Origin of the sequence: Mucilaginibacter sp. P19 (genome assembly GCF_050632265.1) — a bacterium.
GTDB lineage: Bacteria > Bacteroidota > Bacteroidia > Sphingobacteriales > Sphingobacteriaceae > Mucilaginibacter > Mucilaginibacter gossypii.
The window spans coordinates 5,039,867-5,061,610 of the sequence record NZ_CP192586.1 but is presented as its reverse complement, the minus strand read 5'-3'; the positions used below and the strand labels follow the sequence as shown (position 1 = coordinate 5,061,610).

At 43.3% G+C, this 21,744-nt stretch carries 21 protein-coding genes; 14 read left to right on the top strand and 7 right to left on the bottom strand.

What is annotated here, in order from left to right; translation table 11 throughout:
- Positions 1–43: 43 nt before the first annotated feature.
- The 6 genes from ACQ86K_RS24590 to ACQ86K_RS24565 all read right to left on the bottom strand — a co-directional run bounded on the left by ACQ86K_RS24590 (position 44) and on the right by ACQ86K_RS24565 (position 7,471).
- Positions 44–3,133: an efflux RND transporter permease subunit gene (locus ACQ86K_RS24590; RefSeq protein WP_091166842.1), complete on the bottom strand. Its 3,090-nt coding sequence runs from the start codon at positions 3,131–3,133 to the stop codon at positions 44–46.
- A gap of 161 nt (positions 3,134–3,294) precedes the next feature.
- Positions 3,295–4,221 carry an efflux RND transporter periplasmic adaptor subunit gene (locus ACQ86K_RS24585; RefSeq protein ID WP_091166844.1) on the bottom strand — a complete coding sequence of 309 codons (927 nt, stop codon included), beginning with the start codon at positions 4,219–4,221 and terminating at the stop codon, positions 3,295–3,297.
- 1 nt (position 4,222) lies between these two features.
- On the bottom strand, positions 4,223–5,071 hold the full coding sequence (locus ACQ86K_RS24580) for a TolC family protein (RefSeq protein ID WP_431198979.1): 849 nt from the start codon (positions 5,069–5,071) through the stop codon (positions 4,223–4,225).
- A 49-nt stretch (positions 5,072–5,120) separates the two neighbouring features.
- Positions 5,121–5,468, bottom strand: a complete 348-nt coding sequence (locus tag ACQ86K_RS24575; RefSeq protein WP_431198978.1) for a hypothetical protein — start codon at positions 5,466–5,468, stop codon at positions 5,121–5,123.
- A 78-nt stretch (positions 5,469–5,546) separates the two neighbouring features.
- Entirely contained in the window at positions 5,547–6,794 is a 1,248-nt protein-coding gene (locus ACQ86K_RS24570) for a sensor histidine kinase (protein WP_091166847.1), read from the bottom strand.
- A complete protein-coding gene (locus ACQ86K_RS24565) occupies positions 6,794–7,471 on the bottom strand; it encodes a response regulator transcription factor (RefSeq protein WP_091166849.1) in 678 nt (225 codons plus the stop codon). Before ACQ86K_RS24565 ends, ACQ86K_RS24570 begins: the two co-directional genes overlap by 1 nt.
- 147 nt (positions 7,472–7,618) lie before the next feature.
- On the opposite strand from ACQ86K_RS24565, the gene ACQ86K_RS24560 reads away from it, so the two are divergent.
- The gene (locus ACQ86K_RS24560) at positions 7,619–8,032 is read left to right on the top strand and encodes an EamA family transporter (RefSeq protein ID WP_091166851.1); all 414 of its coding nucleotides are present in this window, start codon (positions 7,619–7,621) and stop codon (positions 8,030–8,032) included.
- Positions 8,033–8,179: 147 nt separating this feature from the next.
- Complete coding sequence (locus ACQ86K_RS24555; RefSeq protein WP_091166854.1) at positions 8,180–10,666, top strand: outer membrane beta-barrel family protein; 2,487 nt, start codon at positions 8,180–8,182, stop codon at positions 10,664–10,666.
- Between the two features lie 124 nt (positions 10,667–10,790).
- On the opposite strand, the gene ACQ86K_RS24550 is transcribed toward ACQ86K_RS24555, so the two are convergent.
- Positions 10,791–11,438 carry a DUF47 domain-containing protein gene (locus ACQ86K_RS24550; protein WP_091166857.1) on the bottom strand — a complete coding sequence of 216 codons (648 nt, stop codon included), beginning with the start codon at positions 11,436–11,438 and terminating at the stop codon, positions 10,791–10,793.
- Between the two features lie 291 nt (positions 11,439–11,729).
- Here ACQ86K_RS24550 and ACQ86K_RS24545 point away from each other — a divergent pair, with 291 nt between their 5' ends.
- The 12 genes from ACQ86K_RS24545 (at position 11,730) to ACQ86K_RS24490 (ending at position 21,732) form a co-directional block, all read left to right on the top strand.
- Positions 11,730–11,936, top strand: coding sequence for a hypothetical protein (locus ACQ86K_RS24545; RefSeq protein WP_091166858.1), 207 nt, complete (start codon positions 11,730–11,732; stop codon positions 11,934–11,936).
- Positions 11,937–12,050: 114 nt separating this feature from the next.
- The gene (locus tag ACQ86K_RS24540; protein WP_431198977.1) at positions 12,051–12,587 is read left to right on the top strand and encodes a hypothetical protein; all 537 of its coding nucleotides are present in this window, start codon (positions 12,051–12,053) and stop codon (positions 12,585–12,587) included.
- 71 nt (positions 12,588–12,658) lie between these two features.
- On the top strand, positions 12,659–14,455 hold the full coding sequence (locus tag ACQ86K_RS24535) for a hypothetical protein (protein ID WP_431198976.1): 1,797 nt from the start codon (positions 12,659–12,661) through the stop codon (positions 14,453–14,455).
- A gap of 272 nt (positions 14,456–14,727) precedes the next feature.
- Complete coding sequence (locus ACQ86K_RS24530) at positions 14,728–15,246, top strand: DUF2911 domain-containing protein (protein WP_091166863.1); 519 nt, start codon at positions 14,728–14,730, stop codon at positions 15,244–15,246.
- A 169-nt stretch (positions 15,247–15,415) separates the two neighbouring features.
- On the top strand, positions 15,416–15,673 hold the full coding sequence (locus ACQ86K_RS24525; protein WP_431198975.1) for a DUF3810 family protein: 258 nt from the start codon (positions 15,416–15,418) through the stop codon (positions 15,671–15,673).
- A 2-nt stretch (positions 15,674–15,675) separates the two neighbouring features.
- The gene (locus ACQ86K_RS24520; protein WP_431198974.1) at positions 15,676–16,479 is read left to right on the top strand and encodes a DUF3810 domain-containing protein; all 804 of its coding nucleotides are present in this window, start codon (positions 15,676–15,678) and stop codon (positions 16,477–16,479) included.
- Positions 16,480–16,949: 470 nt separating this feature from the next.
- Positions 16,950–17,579, top strand: a complete 630-nt coding sequence (locus tag ACQ86K_RS24515; protein ID WP_431198973.1) for a penicillin acylase family protein — start codon at positions 16,950–16,952, stop codon at positions 17,577–17,579.
- Positions 17,573–18,829 (top strand): penicillin acylase family protein, encoded by a 1,257-nt coding sequence (locus tag ACQ86K_RS24510; protein WP_431198972.1) that lies wholly within the window; start codon positions 17,573–17,575, stop codon positions 18,827–18,829. Before ACQ86K_RS24515 ends, ACQ86K_RS24510 begins: the two co-directional genes overlap by 7 nt.
- Positions 18,826–19,185, top strand: a complete 360-nt coding sequence (locus tag ACQ86K_RS24505) for a penicillin acylase family protein (protein WP_431198971.1) — start codon at positions 18,826–18,828, stop codon at positions 19,183–19,185. Before ACQ86K_RS24510 ends, ACQ86K_RS24505 begins: the two co-directional genes overlap by 4 nt.
- Positions 19,186–19,212: 27 nt before the next feature.
- Positions 19,213–19,701 carry a hypothetical protein gene (locus tag ACQ86K_RS24500; protein WP_091166869.1) on the top strand — a complete coding sequence of 163 codons (489 nt, stop codon included), beginning with the start codon at positions 19,213–19,215 and terminating at the stop codon, positions 19,699–19,701.
- 334 nt (positions 19,702–20,035) lie between these two features.
- A complete protein-coding gene (locus ACQ86K_RS24495; protein WP_091166871.1) occupies positions 20,036–20,368 on the top strand; it encodes an L-rhamnose mutarotase in 333 nt (110 codons plus the stop codon).
- 11 nt (positions 20,369–20,379) lie between these two features.
- Complete coding sequence (locus ACQ86K_RS24490) at positions 20,380–21,732, top strand: alpha-L-fucosidase (protein WP_091166873.1); 1,353 nt, start codon at positions 20,380–20,382, stop codon at positions 21,730–21,732.
- The last annotated feature ends 12 nt before the right edge of the window (positions 21,733–21,744 follow it).

Below are 21,744 nucleotides of genomic sequence, written 5' to 3'. Positions count from 1 at the left end.
TTATTGCCATGAAATTAAGTCCCGAATCTGTAAAAATGCTGTGTTAACCGCGGTGGCTTTCATTAATTTCATTTAAATGGGTGTTAAACCCTTTGCTGTACAATATACGGAGCATTGCCGGTAAAACAATAAGCAGTAATGGCAACGCCGCTAAAAATCCGCCGATAACCGCAATAGCCAGTGGCTGATGTAATTGCGCGCCCGCACCTATGCCTAAAGCAAGCGGCAACAGGGCTATAATAGCGCCCAACGCGGTCATCAGTTTTGGTCTTAAACGGGTACTGATGGCAAAGGTTATAGCGGCGTCAATGTTTTTATTTTCATTTTCGATAGCGCTTTCCTTAAACTGCAGAAAGGTGAAAATGGCGTTTTCACCAATAATGCCTACAATCATAATCAACCCCGTATAGCTGCCCACATTGAGCGGCGTACCGGTAATAAATAAGGCCAGGAAGCTACCGGCGATACCTAAAATGCCAATCATCAAAATAAGCAGTGCTATCCTGAACTGCCTGAACAGGAATAATATCACACCAAAAACCAGTAAACAGGCAGTTATCAGGATAATAAGCAATTCTTTAAATGACTGCTGCTGCTGGGCGTAAGCTCCTCCGTACTCCACATGGTAACCCGTTGGCAGGTTTACGTTGTCATGGATGGTTTTTTGAATGGATGTTATTACAGTACCCAGGTCGCTGCCTTCTAGCCGGGCGCTCACTACATTCATGCTTTGCAGGTTTTCGCGGTTGATCTCGGCATCGCCAGGCCTTAGCTCTACCGAGGCAAGTTCGGTTATAGGGATGAGTTTACCGTTGGGTAAAAATATATGCAGGTTATGGATATCATTCACGTTAAGCGAGCGGTTACCCGGGTAAACCATGCGAATGGGTGAGAGTTGTTCTTTCTCCAGTAAGCTGCCTATCACATTACCTTCCAGCGCGGTTTGGATCTGCATTTGCAGATCGGCGGCGGTAATTCCATACTGTGCGATTTTGCTGTAATGGGGTTGAATGCTTACCGAAGGACCGGCGATAACAATACCCGGCAGCACATCGGCAGTGCCTTTTACTTTTTCAACCAGCCCGGCTATCTGCCTTGACAGGTTTTGCAATGTTTGTTGATTATCACCAAATACTTTGATCTCGATAGGCTCGGCTGATGTGGTGAGGTCGCCAAGCATATCGGATATCACCTGGCCAAACTCAACCTGCAGCGCGGGTTGGGTTTCTTCAACTATTTTGCGCAAATCGCTGATCACCTCTTCGGTGCTTTTGGTGCGATCTTTTTTTAGCTGGATAAGATAATCGCCGCTGTTAGGCTCTGTAATAAAAAAGCCCATTTGTGTACCCGTGCGGCGCGAATAGGCAGTTACATCCGGATGTTTTATGATCTGTTTTTCTATCTGGCGCAACATCCGGTCGGTTTCTTCCAGTGATGTTCCGGGAGGCGATTTGTAATCGAGCACGATGGCGCCTTCGTCCATATCGGGCAGGAAGCCGGTCTCCAGCAATGGGGGCACAATCACAATTACGGCAGCCAACGCGGCAATAATGATAAGGCTTACATAAGGGCGCAGGATAAAGAAGCTTACCCACTTTTGTTGCTTAACTGTATGTATTTCTTCTGCCTTGGCTTTTGCTGTATTTAATTTAGGCTTACGCGTTACGAGCAGGTAAATTACCGGTAAACCGATCCAGGTTACAAAGAATGAACTCAGCAAGGTAATGATCATGGTATCGGTAAGCACCTTGAAGTAGGCCCCGGCCACACCCGTCATCAAAACAAACGGAATAAAAATTACGATGGTACTAATAGATGAGCCCACCATGGCCGGGAAAAGATAATCAATAGCCTTGCGTACCAAATGGCTGCTCAGCTCATCAGGGTGTTCTTCATGTACCCGGTGGATCTGCTCAACCACTACAATGGCATCGTCAATAATTAACCCTATGGATGCTGCGATAGCACCCAGCGTCATGATATTAAAAGTATAGCCAAGCCAGTACAGTATAAGTAATGTAAGCCCAAGTGTAACCGGGATGGTAATCAATATGGTTATACTTGCCTTGAACGATCTTAAGAAGATAACCGCCACAATAATAGCCAGGAGTAAGCCTACCCAAAGGCTGTCGCTCACACTCCTAACCGAATCGTTCACAAAATCGGCCTGAACATAATATGGCCGTATACTTATACCCCGCGGGAGTAGTTTTTTCAGCGCGTCAATCTTATCAGCCATATCGTTACTCACCGAAATTAGGTTGGCATTGGGTTGCTTCACTACGGCTATCAGTACCCCATCATGACCGTTGGCGTTGATGCGGGTGTATTCAATCCCTTCGTTAACCTGGATGCTTGCAAAATCCTTGAGCCGAACTATCCTTTTGCGGTTGTTGCTGATCACCAGGTCTTCCAACTGATCTTTGGCGTTGATGGTAGCATCAGTAACAGTGAGGTACATGCGCTTATAATCAGACAGGTAACCCTCTGATTTTACAAAATTGGTAGTAGCAAGCGTATTGCTGATAATATCAGGCGTAAGGCCTAATGAGGTCATTTTTTGCTGATCGAGCGTGAGCCAGTATTCTTTGAGTTTACCGCCGATCACCCTGATCTCCGATACCCCGTCGACCTGCGAAAGGAATGGTTTTACCGTGTAAGTAGCTAATTGCCTTAACTCGATAGGAGACAGGTTGTGGCTTTCCAGTGTGTACCCGCTTACCGGTAAAATGGAAGGGTTCATTTTGGCTACGCTGATATTTACATCGACAGGAAGGTCGTTCTTGATCTGGTCGATGCTCGACTGGATACGCTGCTGGCTCAGGTCGATATCAGCATTCCAGTTGAGCAGTGCTGAAATTTCACAGCTTCCCCTGCTGGTAGTACTGCGTACCAGTTGCAGATCCGGCACCTGCTTAATGGCATTTTCCAGCGGTTTGGTAACCGTAACCATCATTTTATTTACCGGCTGCAGGCCCTCGTCGGCAATGATTTTGATCTTTGGGAAAGTGATTTCAGGAAAAAGCGAAGTTTGCAGTTTTGAATAGGCAAACAAACCGCCCATAATAATCAGGGCAAGTACCAGGCCTAAAGGCTTGCGGTGGGTTATGAAGTAATTTTTTCGCTGGTTCATAGTATAAACCCCACTCAACCCGCTCAGCCAATCGGCGGAAAGGTTTAAAATAGCTCTCTGATCGTGGGATGGTCAGAAAGTTTTCTTGTATTTATCTAAGTCCAGATCTCTTTTTTAAAGCTCTCTTAAAAGTCTTCCCTTTAAGGGAGATTTAGAGGGGCTTACTCTACAATTTTCACTTTAGCCGTATCTGCCAGTCCATAATTACCTGTTGCTACAATTTTATCGCCTGGCAAAAATTTGGGGGTTAAAATTTCCACCCTGCCGCCGGTTTCAATGCCTTTGGTTATGGCAGTTTTTACGGCGGTAGTAGGATTGATCAGCTTCATTACCCAAAACTCCGTTTGTGTTTCATTGCTTAGTATGGCCGATTTTGGAAGTGATAGCGTATGCGGGCGTATCGTTTTAATGATCCGCGCTTTGGCTACCAAATTTTCGGGAATGGGATTGGCGCTGTTTACCTTAAGCACAATGCCCTGGGTTTGCGATAATGAATCAACAGCGGGCATTGATGAGCTTACCTGTGCCGTAAGTTTTTCACCGCCGGGCAGTACAAGTTGTACGTCCTGATTGTTTTTTACATAGCTACGCAGTTCATAAGGCAATTGCATCACAAATACAAAGCTTGAGCGGTCGCTGATCACGGCAAGCTGCTCGCCATCCTGCACATAATCGCCTTGTTGATGGTTGAGTTGGGTAACGTAGCCATTACCGGCAGCTTTTATTTTATTTACGCCCGAAAACTTAAACGTAGTATCCAGCACATTGATGCTGTTGCCAATGCTTTGCGCTTCCTTGGTTTTTATGCTGAATAAAAACTCGCCTTTATTTACATAGTGCCCCGGCAGGATATTTACCTTTTGGATATACCCGTTGGCATTTGCCTTAACAACATTTTTTTGTTGAAAAACAGATGTGGCGCTAAGGTCAATGTAATCAACCATAGCACTATTGGCAACCGTGGTTACGGTTACGGGCGTTTGAGCTGCTGTTTCTGCATCGCCGGCATCATCTGCAGGAGTGTTGCCTTTGCAGCTATACAGCAAGGTTAAAAGGCCTGCAAACAGGTATATATGTTTAAATTTCATGTTATTTATTCCAGTAATTGAGCTGATTAATGAGCTGCAGCTTATTAATATTGGTTTGTGTTTTAAGGTTTTTTATAGCAAGATAATTATTAATCGCCAGCACCAGGTCGGCTACCCGCACATCGCCGGTTTGCAGGAGTTGGGTGTCAACTTTTACCAGGCTTTCGGTGTATTTCATTTGGTCGTCAATCTGGTTTAGCAGTTTCTCTGAACCATCAATCTGTTGGTTTAGCTGGGCAATCTGCTGGCGGTATTGGGTATCAAAAAACGCTTTATAGCTGCGCCGGGTATCCTCTTCTAACGAAAGCTTGCGGTACTGGATCTTACGCTGGCCTCCATCATATAATGGCAGGGTAAAACTAAAACCAACGCTGGCCCCGAAATTTTTATACGCTGGTCCGCTCAGGAAATCAGAATTGTAACCGCCGTCGGCCAGCAGGTTGATCTTGGGCTTGTAGCTGAAATCAACTAATGAACGGCTATTCACCAGCTTAAGGCTGTCCGTTTTATACTGGTTGAAAAAGATGCTGTTGCTGATATCGGCCCGGATAGTTTTTTGAATACCGGGATCCTGTAATTCGATGTAACTGGTATCGGCAATGCCGGTTAAATAGTTAAGCGTTGTATAGTCATTTTTATATTGCAGCCTTGCCTGCGACAGTGTTAACTCTTGCTGCTTAAGGGTAACCAGAAAGGTAAGGTAATCGCTTTGGCGATAAACATTGGTGCGCGTTAGTTTTTTAAGCAGCGCTTCCTCCCGGTTAAGCAGGCTGATCACTTCCTGGTTAAATTTTACCTGCTGCAGGCTGCCAAATGCGGCGATGTATTGTGCAGTGACTGCTTTTTTCAAATCCTGTTCGGATATTTTAGCGGTATTGAGCACCGATTGCGACTGTAGCTTAACGGCGTCGATCTGCGCGGCGATATTTTTTGCTATCCAGCGATTGATTGATGCCTAATAGTGCATTAAGCGTATGCTCGTTGGTTATAGCAGGGGCATAGCCATAGCCGCCGGCAACCGGCGCGTAAAGACCGGCACTGTTAGCGCTTACCTGTGGCCTGTAACCTGCCCTGATCCGGAGGCTGTCCAGTTGGCCTGACGCAACCTGGTTTTGCAGGTCCTTTAACAGCGGGCTGTTGCTTTTGGCAAGCTCCAGGTAATGTTCAAGATTGTAGGTTTGTGCCTGTATAGCAGCACTAAACAGGCAAAATAAAAAGCCGAAAACCCATTTTATCCGGATGGTCAAAATAATGCGTATTGTGTTAAATAATAGCTAAGCTACACGATAATTCTGGAAAAAATTGGTAGGGGCAGTGTAACAAATTTAAAAGTTAACCGTGAAGATATGGTAAAGTTCTTCATAACTGTAAACCAGCTGATAACCCAAACTTTCGCAGATCTGTTTGGAGATAGTGAGCCCCAGGCCGCTGCCTTCGGATGTGGATGCTTTATGAAAACGTGTAAAGATATTTTCAGGATTCAAGGCTACTTGCTCACCGGTGTTTTTGATAGTTAAATTTTGGCTTGTGAGGCTGATGATGATCTCGCCGTTAGTTCGGTTATGCCGAACAGCGTTGATGATTAGGTTATTTAACAATATCTCAATAAGGTAATTGCTGGCATCAATTTCTTTTTCGCCAATTGTTGAAATAACCGTTATTTCTTTGTCGTTGAAAATATCTTCCAATTGATACAGCAAATCATCTATAAGTTCCTGCAAATCCAGGTGCTGTCGATCGTTCAGTAGTTTGTTCTCAATCTTGACCAATAATAACAACGATTGATTAAGCCTGCTCAGGCGGGATACAGCACTGTAAAGGTCATTGAGCAATTTACTTTGATGCTCACTAAAGTTTTCTGTCTGGATTAGGGTATCCAGTTTTGAATTGATCACAGCGATAGGGGTAAGCAATTCGTGCGAGGCGTTTTCGGTAAAGGTTTTAAGGTCTTTGTAGTCTTTTTTTACCCGTTCGGCCATGGCGGTAACTTCGGCCTGGAGTTCGTTAAACTCGTCGATAGTGGTATTGGGAGATGGCATTTCGCGGCTATCGGTAACGTTAAATAGTTTCAACTCGCTCAGGATACTGTAAAATGGCTGCCAAAGCCGGCTCAATATGAGGCGATTGGTAATTACCAGCACCAGCAGCAGTAATAAGATAACGCCAATGGTAATGCCGAAGATGATCTGGATCAGATCTTCCGTTTCTACTTTTGATTCAACTATCAGAATTTTATAATACCTGTCGCCAACTTTTACCGAACTGACCAAACCGCGACCTGATTCCGGCTCGTCTTTTTCGCGGTAATAAGTAGTGTTAAAAAATTCGCGTTTAACGGAATTGGGTTCGGCCGAAATAAAGGTGATCTGCTGATCTTTAGAGGCGAAAACCTGGGGCAGGTGGTGATTGAGCTTTACGTAATCAAAAACTTCCTGCTCTTCAACCTTAAGTGAATTGTCTTTTTGATTAGTAAGGATGAGGCTGATGGCCTGGTAATAAATGGCACCGGTTATCAGCATGATAACGATAGTAGCAATTAAATTTACCCGGTTATACCTTTCCGAAAGCTTCATTATTGATCGGCAAATTTGTAGCCCATACCATAGGCTGCATAAATATAATCCTTACCGCCGGCTTCCATTATTTTTTTGCGGATGTTTTTAATGTGCGAATAAATAAAGTCGAAATTATTGACCAGGTCGATGCCATCGCCCCATAAATGTTCGGCAATGGCGTTTTTTGAAATTACCTTGCCTTTGTTGGAGATAAAATAGATAAGCAAAGCAAATTCCTTACGGGTAAACTTTACCGGCGTGCCGTTTACAGCTACGGTTTTGGCCATCAGGTCGATACTGAGCTCGTTAAAGTTAAGCACGTTGCTGCCATTGAACATTTTACGCCTGATGATGGCAGATACCCTCGCCTTCAATTCCGAAAGGTGAAAGGGTTTTACCAGATAATCATCGGCACCGAGGTCAAGGCCCTGGAGGCGGTCATCGAGCGAGTTTTTGGCCGATATGATGAGCACCCCATCGGTGTAGTTATTGGCTTTAAGCTTTTTTAATATATCAATACCATTACCGCCGGGCAAGGTGATATCCAGCAGGATGCAATCGTAACGGTATAATTCAACCTTTGCGAGGGCTGCTGCATAGCTGGCCGCGGTTTCACAAATGTTGCCGGCTTCGGTAAAATATTCTTCAATACTTTCGCGCAGGCCTTCTTCGTCTTCGATGATGAGTATTTTCAAAACGTTTTTTTGATAAAGTTAAAACGCCAATTTGTACAGATTCTGGATTTTGAGCAGAGGCTAACAGCTATCTCACAGATTTTGTACAGAATACCTAAGCAAATTTGCATTTAGCTTGTTGCAAGTTAAAAACAAAATTGGATCATTATGTGGTGGATCTACGCATTACTTTCGGCACTGTTTGCGGCGCTTACAGCCATTTTTGCCAAAATAGGGATTAAAGGAGTTGATACCGACCTTGCTACGGCCATCCGTACCGTCATAATCCTGATCCTGGCCTGGGCCATATCGCTTTTTAAAGGGACTCATGGCGGTATCGGCAGTCTTACTAAAACCAACTGGACTTTCCTCATTCTTTCGGGCTGTGCAACCGGCCTTTCGTGGATCTGTTATTTCCGCGCCCTGCAGTTGGGCAAGGTAAGCCAGGTTGCCCCGGTTGATAAACTAAGCGTTGCTTTGGCCATAGCGCTTTCTGTTATTTTTCTGGGCGAGCCATTAACTTTAAAAAATGCCATAGGCGCGCTGCTTATCATTGGCGGCACAATTGTATTGATTTTCTAATCTTTTTGTAACATGCTCATATACAATGTAACAAGCATATATACATAACAAAAACATATTGTAACAAATACACTTCAATACCATTTAATTCAGATTTAATCCAATCTTTCTTATAAAATTTGTGGTTCCAAACACCCGTATTTTATAATGAAGTCTGTTTTTTTGATATTATTTTCTTTTATTTTTATAACCACCTTACACGCCCAAACTGTCCCCGGAGCCAAGGGGAAAATCACCGGTAAAGTTACCGATGCCACTACCAAGCTGCCGGTTGACTATGCCACCGTATCTGTATTTAAACAAGGCGCTGCTTCACCCTTCAATGGCATCAGTACCGATCCCAAAGGAAATTTTAGCATAAATAACATCCCCGCCGGGGAGTATAAAATAACCGCCGAATTTTTAGGTTTCCAGAAAGCAACTATCGAACATGTAATGGTTAAAGATGGAGCCGTATCATTGGGCGAGATCAAATTAGCTCCGGTTGCCAATGAACTAAAAGGCGTAACCATAACTGCCAAAGTACCTACTGTTGAAAACCGGATAGATAAAATGGTTTACAACCCTCAAAACGATTTAAGTGCACAGGGCGGCGTAGCTATTGATGTATTGAAAAAAGTACCGCAGATCACGGTTGATATTGATGGTAATGTGGAGCTTCAGGGCAATGCCAATATCCGTTTTTTGATCAATGGTAAACCATCAAGCATTTTTGGGGCCAGCCTTGCCGATGCTTTGGCCAGCATCCCGGCCAGTCAGATCAAAAGTATTGAGGTGATTACCAGCCCTGGCGCCAAATATGACGCGGCCGGTACGGGAGGTATCGTAAACATTATCTTAAAAGATAGCAAAGTGCAGGGCGTTAACGGCAGTGTTAACCTATCGGCAGGTACCCGCCGCGAAAACGGCTCATTTAACCTCAATGCCCGTAAAGGCAATTTTGGGGTTAACGCTTTTTTTAGCGGTAACGCCCAGATCAATAGTAACGCACCCAATACCCGTAACCGCGTATCAACCGATTCGGCCGCTAACAGGACCACTCTTTTTCAGCAGGGCAGCAATAATTTTAAACGCAGCGGTTATGAATCGGGCATTAATTTTAACTGGGATATCAGCCCTAAAGATCAGCTGACCGCAGGTGTGGGCTTTAATCATTTTGGTAACCATGGCAACGGAATTACCAACCAGGATCAAAGCGAGGTTGACGCAGCAGGTAACCCGATATCTGATATCAGGAGTATCCGTAACTCAAGCAGTAAATTCAGTGGCTACTCAACCGATGTAAGTTTGAATTACAAAAAAACTTTCGCCAAAGAAGGACAGGAGCTTGATGTATTATATTCATCAAGTTTTGGCCGTAATTCGTTCAGTTCATTTCAGCGGCAGGATTATGATTCGGGCATAACCTCATCCGGTATCTCCAACAACAATCCGGGTAAGGACAGGGAGACCGATATTTCTGTTGATTATACCCAGCCGGTAAGCAAAAACTTTACACTGGAAACAGGTGGTAAGCTTGTATTTAACCACATCAATAATAATGTGGTGACAGATACCCTTTTTGGCGGTAATGCTTTCGTGCCCAACCAAAATCAAACCTATGGTTTTACTTATGAACGCAAGGTATATGCCTATTACCTATCAGCTTCAGCGTCGGTATTTGATAAATTTTTGGATGTGAAAGCAGGTTTAAGAGATGAGTATACTACTACTAAGGCCGATTTTCAGGGAGTAAATATTCCATCTTATAATATCCTTGCGCCATCGCTTGTGTTTTCGCACAAATTTGGCAATGGTGCTGAGTCTGTTAAATTGAGCTATACACGCCGCATCCAGCGTCCTGATTATGGCGATCTGAACCCCTTCCTGAACATCAGCGATCCGCATAATATCAGTACAGGTAACCCCAACCTGAAACCCGAAAAAGGCGACCTTTTTGAGTTAGGCTATAACAAATCATTTGATAAAGGCGCCAATATTAACATAGCAGCTTTCTACCGTCGTAACACCGATGATATTCAGCAGTTCACTACCTTCTATTCTACGTTTGATGTAAACGGCACTACCTATACCGATGTGTCATTGAACCAGCGCTATAATATAGGTTCGGAAGAGCGCACCGGTATCAATATTTATGCTTCGGTACCGGTAACCAGTAAACTAAGCCTGCGTACCAATATGATTTTTAGCGACAGGCGCAGCACCAACCCGGGTTTTGCCAATGTAAGTGCCTTCGCATACCGCCTTAACCTCAACGCGCAATATAGCTTTGGTCATGATTTGAGCGCGGAGTTTTTTGGTAACTATAACTCATCGCAAAAGGGCATCCAGGGTACTAATCCCAAATTTGTATTCTACAATTTTGCCATTCGCAAAATGTTCATGAATAAAAAGGCGAGCATCGGCCTTACGGCTACCAATCCGTTTGCCAAATACGTGAGTCAAAGCTCATCAACCTTTGGCAGTAACTTTTATTCAACCAACCTGAGATTAGTGCCGGTACAGTCGTTCGGCATAAGCCTGAGTTATAAGTTTGGCAAGCTTGAATTTAAGAAGGAGCGGGAAAAAGAGAGAAACAATGAGCAGGATAATAATGGAGGTGACAATGGTCCTCAAACTGATAAGGGGAAATAACCTCACCTAAATCCTCTCCAAAGGAGAGGACTTTAAAAACAAAAAACGCGATGAGTTATCATCGCGTTTTTTGTTTAAAATATCTATTTAAAGCCCTCTCCTTTGGAGAGGGTTGGGTGAGGTCTTATCCGTTCTTGATCAGGATACTTTCAATGATCAGCGTTGTATCTTCACAGCTGTCGGTAGCAGTTTCCATGGCTGCAAAAACGTCGGTGTATTTAATTAATTCAATCGGATCTTTTTCATTATTGAGCAGATCGGCAAAGGCCTTATTATGAACTGCATCGGCCTGGGCTTCCAGTTTTTTGATGTTACTGCAAAGCTCAAAAATTTCGGACGATTTGTTCAGGTTGTTCATGGCGTTTACTGCCTTTTCAAGCTCGGTACTGGTTTTAAGGATCAGGGCAGCCAAATCTATCATTGGCTGGGTAATAACAGGTACGTTGTAAAGGTTTATTCTGCGGGCGGCCATGGTAATCCTGTCTGCTACGTCATCAATGGCCGATGCCAGTTCGCACATATCCTTACGGTTAAACGGCGAGATCAGCGTCCGGCCCGATTCGGAGAATACCCTGTGCGTTATCTCATAACTTTTAAATTTCAGCTTATCAATATGGGCAAAATTAAACTTCTGCTCATATGAGGTGGGGGCATTAACGGCTTCATCCAGTAGCCTGGCCATTTCGGTAACATTGGCTACAGCAGTGTTGAACAAATCGTAAAAAACCTGGTTTGAGTTTGGAAATATCGATTTTGAGTTAGTGCTCTTCATTGATCTGTCTTATCAGTCGTGAATTTACAGTAGTTATATTAAGTGGATTTTAAAATATGTCACTATAAATTATTCAGCGGATAAAAGTAACCATTAATATAATGCCAATTGTTAAGTTAATGTTAAGAATGGTTAAGCCAATGTAATAAAACGAAATTAGTGAGGTTGTAAGTTGCTGACTTAAAGTAAAAAGAAACCTGCTAATTGAATAAGGAAAATTGTGTAACATTTGAGTTTAATTAAAACAATCCTGCCATCTGCAGTATTGTATTTGTATTAGTCAATCCAATTATGAAAGCCGGGGAAAAGCATTATAAATGCGTAAACAGCAAAACAGGTTACGCCATTTATTACCATTCGCTGGGTAGGGAGCTCAGCAATGAAGAAGTGAAAGCCGAATTAGAAAAAATACGTGCGCGTGTAGCTATTCAAAACGGTATTTACCTTGAAACACTTTACTGGGAAGAAATCAAGCAGGATGCCGAACTGACGCAATAGCAGGCGCAGTTTTGTAGGTGTGTATAACTAATTTAAAATGAGTGTTTTTGCAAATAAATACTTATATTTAATTGCCATTATATAACCAGTTTTAACCTGCTGTCATTCCCGCTTATGAAAAAGATAGTTTTATCGCTGTTAGCGGCATGGTGTTGCTCTGTGCCTGTTTTTTCACAAAATAATAATCCGGTTTCACCTTCCGTTCCTTTAGACGCTGTGGTATCGCGTCTGCAAACTTTATCGGCCAATAAAGCAGTTGAAAAAGTGTACCTGCATTTGAATAAACCTTATTACAATGCAGGCGATACCATATACTTCAAAGCATATGTAACCCTGGGCGAACAGCATGAGCCTTCAAAGTTAAGTGGCATGTTACATGTCGACCTGGTTAGCCCCTCCGATTCCCTGCTGCAAACTATCCCACTGCAAATGGTTAACGGCCTGGCCGCAGGCGATTTTAGTCTTCCCGGTATCTTGCCCGGAGGAACCTATCGTATCAGGGCTTATACTAAGTGGATGATCGATAACGGGCAGAGTTTATTTGACCGGCAGGTAAACGTCAATGGCGGGGCATTTGCAGGCAATAAAGCGTTAGTGGTTAAAGCAGGTAAACCTAACATCGCTTTTTTTCCGGAAGGGGAAGTTTTGTAAACGGTATACCAATCAAACTGGCCTTCAAAGCGGTAAGTACAAACGGTCAGGGGCTTGATGTTAAAGGTGTTGTGGTTGACAACACCAATGCCGAAGTAACCAGGTTTGAATCGAAACACCTGGGCATGGGGCTTATATTTATTACTGCCGAAGCAGGTAAAACTTATAAAGCTAATTTAACCTATGCCAATGGTACCAAAGCGATAGTGGATTTACCGAAAGCCGATAACGAGGGGATCACGTTGATGGTTAACAATGATAATCCCGATAAACTTGGCATTGAAATAAATGCCAATAAAGCTTATTACCTTAAAAATAAGAACAAGGAAATAGGGATAATTATTTATTCGGCCGGTAGTATCCGCTCGGTAAAAACCGTGCTTGATAACCAGGTGCTCGACCTAAATCTTAATAAAAAAGATTTTAAAACAGGTATAGCCCGGATAACGCTTTTTTCGGAGCAGGGCGAACCACTCAATGAGCGCCTGGTATTTATCCAAAATCCCGACCTGTTAACGATTACATCTGTTAGCGATAAACCTTTATACCCGGTAAGAGGAAAGGTGCATATTGCTATCAATACTAAAAACAAAAATGGAGAGGCGGTAAAAAGCTATTTATCAGCAGCAGTTATTGATGCCGACAAAGTTTCCACAACCGGGGACGATGAAAATAGCATATTATCAAGTCTGCTGCTAACTTCAGATCTGAAAGGGGCAATTGAGCAACCCAATTATTATTTTGCTGATGTTAGCAATGATACCCGGTCAAACCTTGATGTATTGATGCTAAGCCAGGGGTACCGCCACTTTGAGTGGAAGCAAGTGCTAAATGATGCCAACACTGCCGCAGTGTATACTGCCGAAAACGGTTTCGATGTATCGGGCCAGGTGAAAACAATTTCGGGGAAGCCGGTTGATGGCGGTACGGTAACCCTGATGCCGCAGGCAGGCGGGGCTTTATTAACACAAACCACCGATCATGATGGTAATTTTACTTTCAAAAACCTGGTTTATGACGATAAAACCCCGTTCATGATCCAGGCTAAAACGGCCCAAGGGAAAAGTAATACCAAAATATCCATTTCTCAGGCAAAGGCATTAACAAATATCAAAACCGGAGATTTGATGAGCCCGGCACAAGGGGTAAATGGTGCGGGCTTTGATAAAACTACGCAACAGCCGGTTTATATAGCTGATGCAAATAGCAGGGCACTTAATGCGGTTACCATTAGTGAAAGAGGCATTAATGCCGGTAAGCTTACTACAGAGTTTTTGGGGAAAAATAACCTGCGAGACCAAAGCACCCTGTCAAACGGGTTGCAGGGACGTTTAAATGGTATTGTTTTGAGACAAGGTGTGCCCTACCTGGCCGACAAGGTGAACCCGGTCATGCAGGGAGGGCCAATGTTGATTGTAGTTGATGATACCGTATTGCCGGCCGGAACAAGTATTGATAATTACAATGCTGCTGATGTTGAAAGTGTAAATGTGTTAAAAAATAACGATGCTACCATATATGGTGTAAGAGGGGCAAATGGGGTATTGGTGCTCAAAATGTGGAAAACTCAAGCTCCGGTTGTTTCAAATAATGTGATTTCGCCAGGCTTACTGTATTTTACAGCAAGGGGTTTTTACAAAGCCCGTACCTTTTATTCGCCGGTTTATGAAGCATCAACAGGTGCTGATAAGAAACCTGACGCAAGAACCGCTATCTACTGGAACCCCGATATTGTAACTGGCAAAGATGGCAATGCCTCGTTTGATTTTTTTAATGCAGATAGCAAAGGTAATTACCGTTTGGTGATAGAGGGTATTGATGAAGCAGGCAATATAGGGCGGAGCATATTAACTTATAAGGTACAATGATGCCGGCGCATAAAAAACCCTGCCATGGTAGGCAGGGTAAAAAAACCACAACAATTGTTTAACCTTTGGGCTATGAATCCCTCCGGTCTATTCCTAATTGCAATGTGATCTTTCAATTATTAAACAATATAAAATCAAAATAGTTTAATCATCGGGTGTTTATTTTCAGTGTTTTATGTGTTAAAATCACCTCTCGAAGGTATTTAAACGAATAGTTGTTTTTAAATCAAATTTCAATCTATCTTTATATTAAATAAATTATGAGAAATCTTATGAAAAAATCATTTCAGCTTAAAGCAGCATTCCTGTTTGCTTTCGCCTTATTAGTATCAGCGGTAACCTTTGCCCAGAACAAACCTGCAAGCCCGCGCGATAGCGTTAGCGGTACAGCTGCAGGTTCAACTATTACTATTAACTATGGCAGTCCATCGGTTAAAGGCCGTAAAATTTGGGGCGGTCTTGAAGCTTACGGTAAAGTATGGCGTGCAGGTGCTAACGAGGCCACAACTTTTACAACAACAAAAGATATCAAAGTTGAGGGTAAACCACTGGCAGCGGGTACTTACGGCTTTTTCCTGATTCCTGCCGAAAACGGTACCTGGACAGTTATTTTTAACAAGGTGGCCAAACAATGGGGCGCGTTTAAATACGATGAGTCAAAAGACGCCCTGCGTGTAAACGTAAAAACCAAAGCCGCGCCAATGCACGAAAGATTAGTTTATACAGTTGATGCAAAAAGCTTTTGCATGTTCTGGGATAAGATCGTAGTGCCGGTGTCTGTAAGTAAATGATATTCAGTAACCTTATTTTTCACAATTTTTAAGGCCCCGCCAGGGGCCTTTTCTATTACCCGGGTTTTAGCGCGCAAAAGCATTCTTTTTTAAACCTGAACCCTAAAGCGCTATATTTACCTTAGATAATGCGCTACCCAACCCAAAAAAACCTGTACTAAAAAGAATCATGGCGATAACATTATTGGCATTGACTATTTTTTTGCTGATGCTGTTTGCTGATCATCCGGTGGCTGTTGAACGTTATTATGCCAATGGTTTTTACATTGTCATATGCCGGGTTTTTCATTCCGTTTTAAACGTATTTCCGTTTAGTGTTGGCGACATTGCATATATAGCCGTGGTTATTTATTTGATTTATGCGGTGATCATGTTAATTGCCCTGTTGTTTAAAAAAAGATTTCAAATGGCTGGGAGACTTTTTTAGGGTTGGTTATAGGTATACAGGCAGGCATTGTGGCTTTTTATCTTTTGTGGGGAATGAACTATTTCAGGCTGCCGGCCTCCGAGCGGCTTGGGCTCAGGGATACTGCTTTTACAACCGCTGATCTTAAAGCGGTAACCCGGATCCTGATTGACAGCGCCAACGTTACCCGTGCACGGCTTACACCAGCAGACTGGGCCCAAAGTAATACCCATATTTATAATACAGCACGGCATGCCATCGGCGTGCTCAGTAAAGATTCTGTTAATTTCAGGGCTTATAATCCTGATGTAAAACCATCGATATTGACGCCATTATTAAATTATATCGGTACCTCGGGCTATTATAACCCTTTCACCTCCGAAGCCCAGGTAAATTACCAGATGCCCATTTTTAACCGACCCTTTGTGGTATGTCATGAAATGTCGCACCAGATGGGGTACGGGGCGGAGGATGAAGCTGATTTTGCCGGCTTTGTCATCGCCGTAAAATCACATGACAGGTTGTTACGTTATTCGGCATATCATCTCGCCGTGCAGGAATTCATGCACTCGCTTGGCGCCCGTGATACCCTTGCGCATAAAGAACTCAAAGCGCTCATCAGCAAAGATGTACGCGGCGATTATATCACCGAGCGCAATTATTGGCTGGCCTACGAAAACAAGCTGGGGGCCATAAGCAGTGTTTTTTACGATAATTTCCTGAAAGCCAACAACCAGCCCCAGGGCCTCGAAACCTATAACCGCATGGTGTTGTTAGCTATGGCGTGGTACCGAAACCAATGGTTGTCATCGGCTTCGCGGCATTGAGTCATTTTGGAAGGCGATATGCAACTGTTTTGGAATTATCGAGCCATGAAATACAAACAAAATGACTTAATGATGCAAAGCAAAATGACTCAATGACACAAGGTAAATGACCTAATGACGCGAAGCAAAATGACGCGAAGTGAAATTGAGCGTAGCAGATAAAAAAATGCGTTCCGTATCTCACCCCGGAACGCACACAATATCACGTCTCAAATGATATTGAATCAACTAAATCTCAGATATCATATTAAATGTGTACCCAAGTTCTTTATATTCGGATACCGGAAAGGAAACCGGTACAGAAATTTATCAAATGTTAACTATACAGTTTAAAAGTACAGCAAATAATTACCTTAAAAAAAGCCGATTGTAAATATTTGAATAAAAACGGCAGTGCTATGTAATTATTATGAATTAATCTCCAAATTTACTTCAAAATCTTTAAAAAGCCTCGTTTACTTCACATTTATATGGATAAATTGTTTGGTAAAATTGCTGTTACCGTGAAAGTTAATTTTATTATTGTTTCAATGTTTCTTCCTGCTTTGGTTTTTGCTCAAAAAATTAATCAAAAGGAAATAAAACGGAGCGAATCATTAGCAAAGTCAGTAACCATTATCAGGGATAATTGGGGAGTTCCTCACATTTATGGAAAAACAGATGCCGCTGTTGTTTTCGGATTGATGTATACCCAGTGCGAAGATAACTTTAAAGGTATTGAACGCAATTACCTTTACCAGCTAGGCAAACAGACCCAGGTTGATGGCGAAACTAATTTATATACCGACGTGCAACTGCAACTGATTGCCGATAGTGCCGATGCCATTAAAGATTATAAAACAAGCGCCCCCTGGTTCCGGAAACTGTTGGATGCGTTTGCCGATGGCATTAACTATTACCTATACAAACATCCCGAAGTAAAACCCCAGGTATTTAAACATTTTGAACCCTGGTACGCGTTGATGTTTACCGATGGCAGCGTTGCCGCTACCGAAACCGGGGGGATTAAACTAAGCGAAACCAAAGAGTTTTACAGTACTGCCCCCGAAAAGCTCGGCGCGGTGATCAGCGAGCCGGAAAAAATATTTACGACATGGTGAACGAGCGCGAAACCGGCTCAAACGGCTTTGCTATAGCACCATCCAAATCGGCATCGGGCCATGCTTTGTTGTATATCAATCCGCATGTGCCGTTCTATTTTCGCAGTGAGGTTGCGCTGGTAAGCGATGAAGGCCTTAACGCGTACGGGGCTGTTACCTGGGGCCAGTTTTTTATTTACCAGGGCTTTAACCAGCACTGCGGATGGATGCATACCAGTGCCTATGCCGACGTAGCCGATCTTTACGCCGAAAAAGTGAGTAAAAAAGAGGGTAAATGGTATTACGAATATGATGGTAAGCTAAGGCCCGTTATCACCCGCGAACTATCTTTCAAAATAAAGCATAACGATGAGATTGAACAGCGCTCCATAACAGGCTATTATACCCATCACGGCCCGGTGCTGGGCGCCAGGGATGGTAAGTGGATGGCACTTAAAGCTAACAACCGCTCATACAATGCCCTGGTTGAGTCATGGCTGATAACCAAAGCTAATAACCTGGGCGAATATAAAAAGGCCATGAATATGTTATCAAACGCTACAAACAGTACCGTTTACGCAGATGATAAGGGGAATACAATTTTTTGGTACGGCAACTACATCCCCAAACGCAATCCCAAATATGACTGGAGCCTGCCGGTTGATGGCAGCACATCAGCTACCGAATGGCAGGGTGTCCACAAGCTGAGCGAGATCATCACCATTACCAACCCCGCCACCGGCTGGATCCAGAACTGTAATTCAACACCATATACGGCTTCGGGCACGTCAAGTCCGGATAAAAGTAAATACCCGGCGTACATGGCCCCCGATGGTGAAAACTACCGGGCAGTAACTGCTATCCGGATTTTAAAAGATGCGAAAAACCTTACGCTTGATGGCCTGGTAGTCAAAGGGTATGACCACTACCTGGCCGCTTTTGACGATCTGTTACCCTCACTTTTTAAAGCATACGATGCAGCCCCCGATTCTGTAAAGCAATCGCTTGCTGAGCCAGTAAAGATACTGCAGCAATGGGACAGGAATACCGCTATCCATTCTGTAGCCAGTTCGCTTGCTATTGAATGGGGCACCCTGATGGTGAAAGCACTGCCGCCGCCTCAAACCGATCAGGAAAGCACTTTTATTACCCGGCGCTTTCAAACATTGGTTAAAACCATAAGTCCGGCGCAGCAATTAGCCTGGTTAAATGATGTACTTAAAAATTTGCAAAGCCGTTTTGGTACCTGGAAAGTGGAGTGGGGGAGATGAACCGTTACCAGCGCCCGGATGATGGCATTAGCTTTGATGATAACAAACCCAGTATCCCGGTTGGTTTAACAGGATCGGGCTTTGGACAGCTGCCATCGTTCCAGAGCCGTACCATGAACACCAACAAGCGGTATGGATATTCGGGCAATAGTTTTATCGCTGTTGTGGAATTTGGTACACGGTTAAGGGCCAAAAGCATCGTAAATGGCGGCAGCTCTTTTGACCCTGCATCAAAAAACTTCACCGATCAGGAGCAGGGCATTATTGACGGTAAATTTAAGGATGTGCTGTTTTACAAAAAAGATGTTTTAAAGCACGTGCAGCGCACCTATCATCCCGGCGACGGTTTTAAATAGTAAAAAGTATATTTGGTAAGTTAAAAAATGAAGAGAACCCTGTTAATTGCCTTATTGTTGTTTTGCAGCGAAACGTTGTTTGCCCAAAGCATAACCATTAATGATCTGGCAAATATCTCCAATCTTTCAAACGCCGAAGCACACAACTATCTTACCCTCGGGAAAAAATTCAAGCGCCGGTATCTCCAGGATGTTAACGGCAACAGCATTGAGCACCTGAACAGGATAGGGCCGGATAATAAGGAAGAAACCATTGTAATAGGCGTTAGTAGCAAGCTTAGCAGCGGAGCTGTACTGCGTACCGTTACCTATACCACTTCTACACCGCAACACATCATTAATTTAATAGGCCAGGCTAAACACATGGGTCTGATCATGAAACTCCACGGCTCTGATGTGAAAAACGATATCTATCTTTTTGATAATGATTTTTTCCATATCGTAATATTCCTTAATCACGATAATATCTCCGGCTCGGTAGAAGTGCACCAAAAGGAATATTTAGGTTTTGATTGATTCTGAACCATGATTTTAGGGACTTAAGGATTGCCGGGATGATAATCGAAATATCCCTGGCTATTTAAAACCTGTCCATTTAACAAATTCAAAAAACAGTTCAGACAAAAATCCTGTCCATCTAATAGATTCCTTAAAAATCCCGTTTCAGAAAAAAACTGACAATCCCCAATCTCTAAAAATCAAAGTTCAAAATCAACGCTATCAGCGTAATCAAAACACATCAACGGTCTATGCCAAAATAGTTGAACATTTTGTTTAATTCCCGATAACTATTTACCTGCAAACCTTATTTCTTTGTATTACCGATATAAACTTTTTTGAGAGCTATTCTATGAGCCAGCGATACTGTTTAACCCTCGATCTGAAAGACGACGCGGCACTCATTGCCGAATACGAAAAATATCACCAGGCTATTTGGCCCGAAATTCATGACAGCATTATCGCCAAAGGAATCACCAAAATGGAGATCTACCGTTTTGATACCCGCATGTTCATGATCATGGAGGTTGATGATACTTTCAGTTTCGAAAAATCGGCAGCTTTAGATGCGGCGAACCCTAAAGTAAAGGAATGGGAAGATTTGATGTGGGGATTTCAGTCGCCGGTAAAAAATGCGCCCGCAGGTGCAAAATGGGTTTTAATGGACAAAATTTTCTCCTTATAAATAGAATAGTTATGCTAAAGAAACTACAATTACTGTTGATGTTTGTGTTGCTGATGGCCCCATCGGTATTTGCCCAAAAAATGATAGGCACCGAAACCGATACCCAGAAAGAGAAACGCATGGAATGGTGGAAGGACGACCGTTTTGGTATGTTCATTCACTGGGGCCTGTACTCGCAGGCTGCCCGCCACGAATGGGTAAAGCATAACGAAAAAATTGATAACGCCGGTTACCAGAAATATTTCGACCAGTTTAACCCCGACCTGTTTGACCCGCAAAAATGGGCAAAGCAGGCCAAAGCGGCAGGGATGAAATATGCGGTACTAACCACCAAGCACCACGAAGGATTTTGCCTGTTCGATTCAAAATTTACTGATTATAAAGCTCCCAATACCAAAGCCAAACGCGATCTGGTACGTGAATACGTAAACGCTTTCAGGGCACAGGGTTTAAAAGTTGGCTTTTATTATTCGCTGTTAGACTGGCACCATCCGCAATATACTATTGACGAGATCCACCCACAGTCGCCTGCCGATAAAAGCGATGCCTCATATGCTAAACTGAACAAAGGGCGCGATATGGCCAAATACCGCCAGTACATGCGCGATCAGATCACCGAACTGCTAACCAAATACGGCAAAATCGATATCCTTTGGCTTGATTTCTCATTCCCGCGCAAAGATGGTCACGGTAAAGGCAAAGACGAATGGGGATCTGTTGAGTTGCTTAAGCTGATCAGGAAGTTACAGCCGGGCATTATTGTAGATAACCGCCTTAACTTGGAAGAGTATAAAGACGGCGCTGATTTTGAAACCCCTGAACAGGTAAGCACTGCCGAACTGGCCAAATACCGTGGCAAAACCTGGGAAACCTGCCAAACCTTTTCGGGTTCATGGGGGTACTACCGTGATGAAAATACCTGGAAAACCCATCGTCAACTGCTCGATCTGTTAATTACTTCGGTAAGCAATGGCGGCAACCTGATCCTGAATGTGGGGCCAACCGCACGCGGCGAGTTTGACTATCGTGCTACCCGCGCGCTGGATAGCCTGGCTTACTGGATGCACGCCAACAGCAAATCGGTATACAACTGCACGTTTGCTCCTGATACTTATAAAATACCAGAGGGAACCAAGCTTACTTATAACAAAGCCGCCGGTAAACTGTATATACATTTGTTTAACTATCCGCAAGGCAAGCTGGTTTTACCTGGTTACAAAGGCAAGATCAAATACGCGCAGTTTTTAAATGACAGCTCTGAACTTTTATATAAGGATGGCAGCGGTGACGACCTGGAGTTAACGCTCCCCGCACAAAAACCGCCGTATGAAATTCCGGTAATTGAACTTACGCTTCAGCAATAAGCAAAAAAATAT

What these genes read in the sequence shown, in the direction of transcription:
- ACQ86K_RS24590 (WP_091166842.1), bottom strand. Translation starts at nt 3,133, where the DNA reads ATGAACCAGCGAAAAAATTACTTCATAACCCACCGCAAGCCTTTAGGC.
- ACQ86K_RS24585 (WP_091166844.1), bottom strand. Translation starts at nt 4,221, where the DNA reads ATGAAATTTAAACATATATACCTGTTTGCAGGCCTTTTAACCTTGCTG.
- ACQ86K_RS24570 (WP_091166847.1), bottom strand. Translation starts at nt 6,794, where the DNA reads ATGAAGCTTTCGGAAAGGTATAACCGGGTAAATTTAATTGCTACTATC.
- ACQ86K_RS24560 (WP_091166851.1), top strand. Translation starts at nt 7,619, where the DNA reads ATGTGGTGGATCTACGCATTACTTTCGGCACTGTTTGCGGCGCTTACA.
- ACQ86K_RS24555 (WP_091166854.1), top strand. Translation starts at nt 8,180, where the DNA reads ATGAAGTCTGTTTTTTTGATATTATTTTCTTTTATTTTTATAACCACC.
- ACQ86K_RS24550 (WP_091166857.1), bottom strand. Translation starts at nt 11,438, where the DNA reads ATGAAGAGCACTAACTCAAAATCGATATTTCCAAACTCAAACCAGGTT.
- ACQ86K_RS24545 (WP_091166858.1), top strand. Translation starts at nt 11,730, where the DNA reads ATGAAAGCCGGGGAAAAGCATTATAAATGCGTAAACAGCAAAACAGGT.
- ACQ86K_RS24540 (WP_431198977.1), top strand. Translation starts at nt 12,051, where the DNA reads ATGAAAAAGATAGTTTTATCGCTGTTAGCGGCATGGTGTTGCTCTGTG.
- ACQ86K_RS24530 (WP_091166863.1), top strand. Translation starts at nt 14,728, where the DNA reads ATGAAAAAATCATTTCAGCTTAAAGCAGCATTCCTGTTTGCTTTCGCC.
- ACQ86K_RS24525 (WP_431198975.1), top strand. Translation starts at nt 15,416, where the DNA reads ATGGCGATAACATTATTGGCATTGACTATTTTTTTGCTGATGCTGTTT.
- ACQ86K_RS24515 (WP_431198973.1), top strand. Translation starts at nt 16,950, where the DNA reads ATGGATAAATTGTTTGGTAAAATTGCTGTTACCGTGAAAGTTAATTTT.
- ACQ86K_RS24510 (WP_431198972.1), top strand. Translation starts at nt 17,573, where the DNA reads ATGGTGAACGAGCGCGAAACCGGCTCAAACGGCTTTGCTATAGCACCA.
- ACQ86K_RS24505 (WP_431198971.1), top strand. Translation starts at nt 18,826, where the DNA reads ATGAACCGTTACCAGCGCCCGGATGATGGCATTAGCTTTGATGATAAC.
- ACQ86K_RS24500 (WP_091166869.1), top strand. Translation starts at nt 19,213, where the DNA reads ATGAAGAGAACCCTGTTAATTGCCTTATTGTTGTTTTGCAGCGAAACG.
- ACQ86K_RS24495 (WP_091166871.1), top strand. Translation starts at nt 20,036, where the DNA reads ATGAGCCAGCGATACTGTTTAACCCTCGATCTGAAAGACGACGCGGCA.
- ACQ86K_RS24490 (WP_091166873.1), top strand. Translation starts at nt 20,380, where the DNA reads ATGCTAAAGAAACTACAATTACTGTTGATGTTTGTGTTGCTGATGGCC.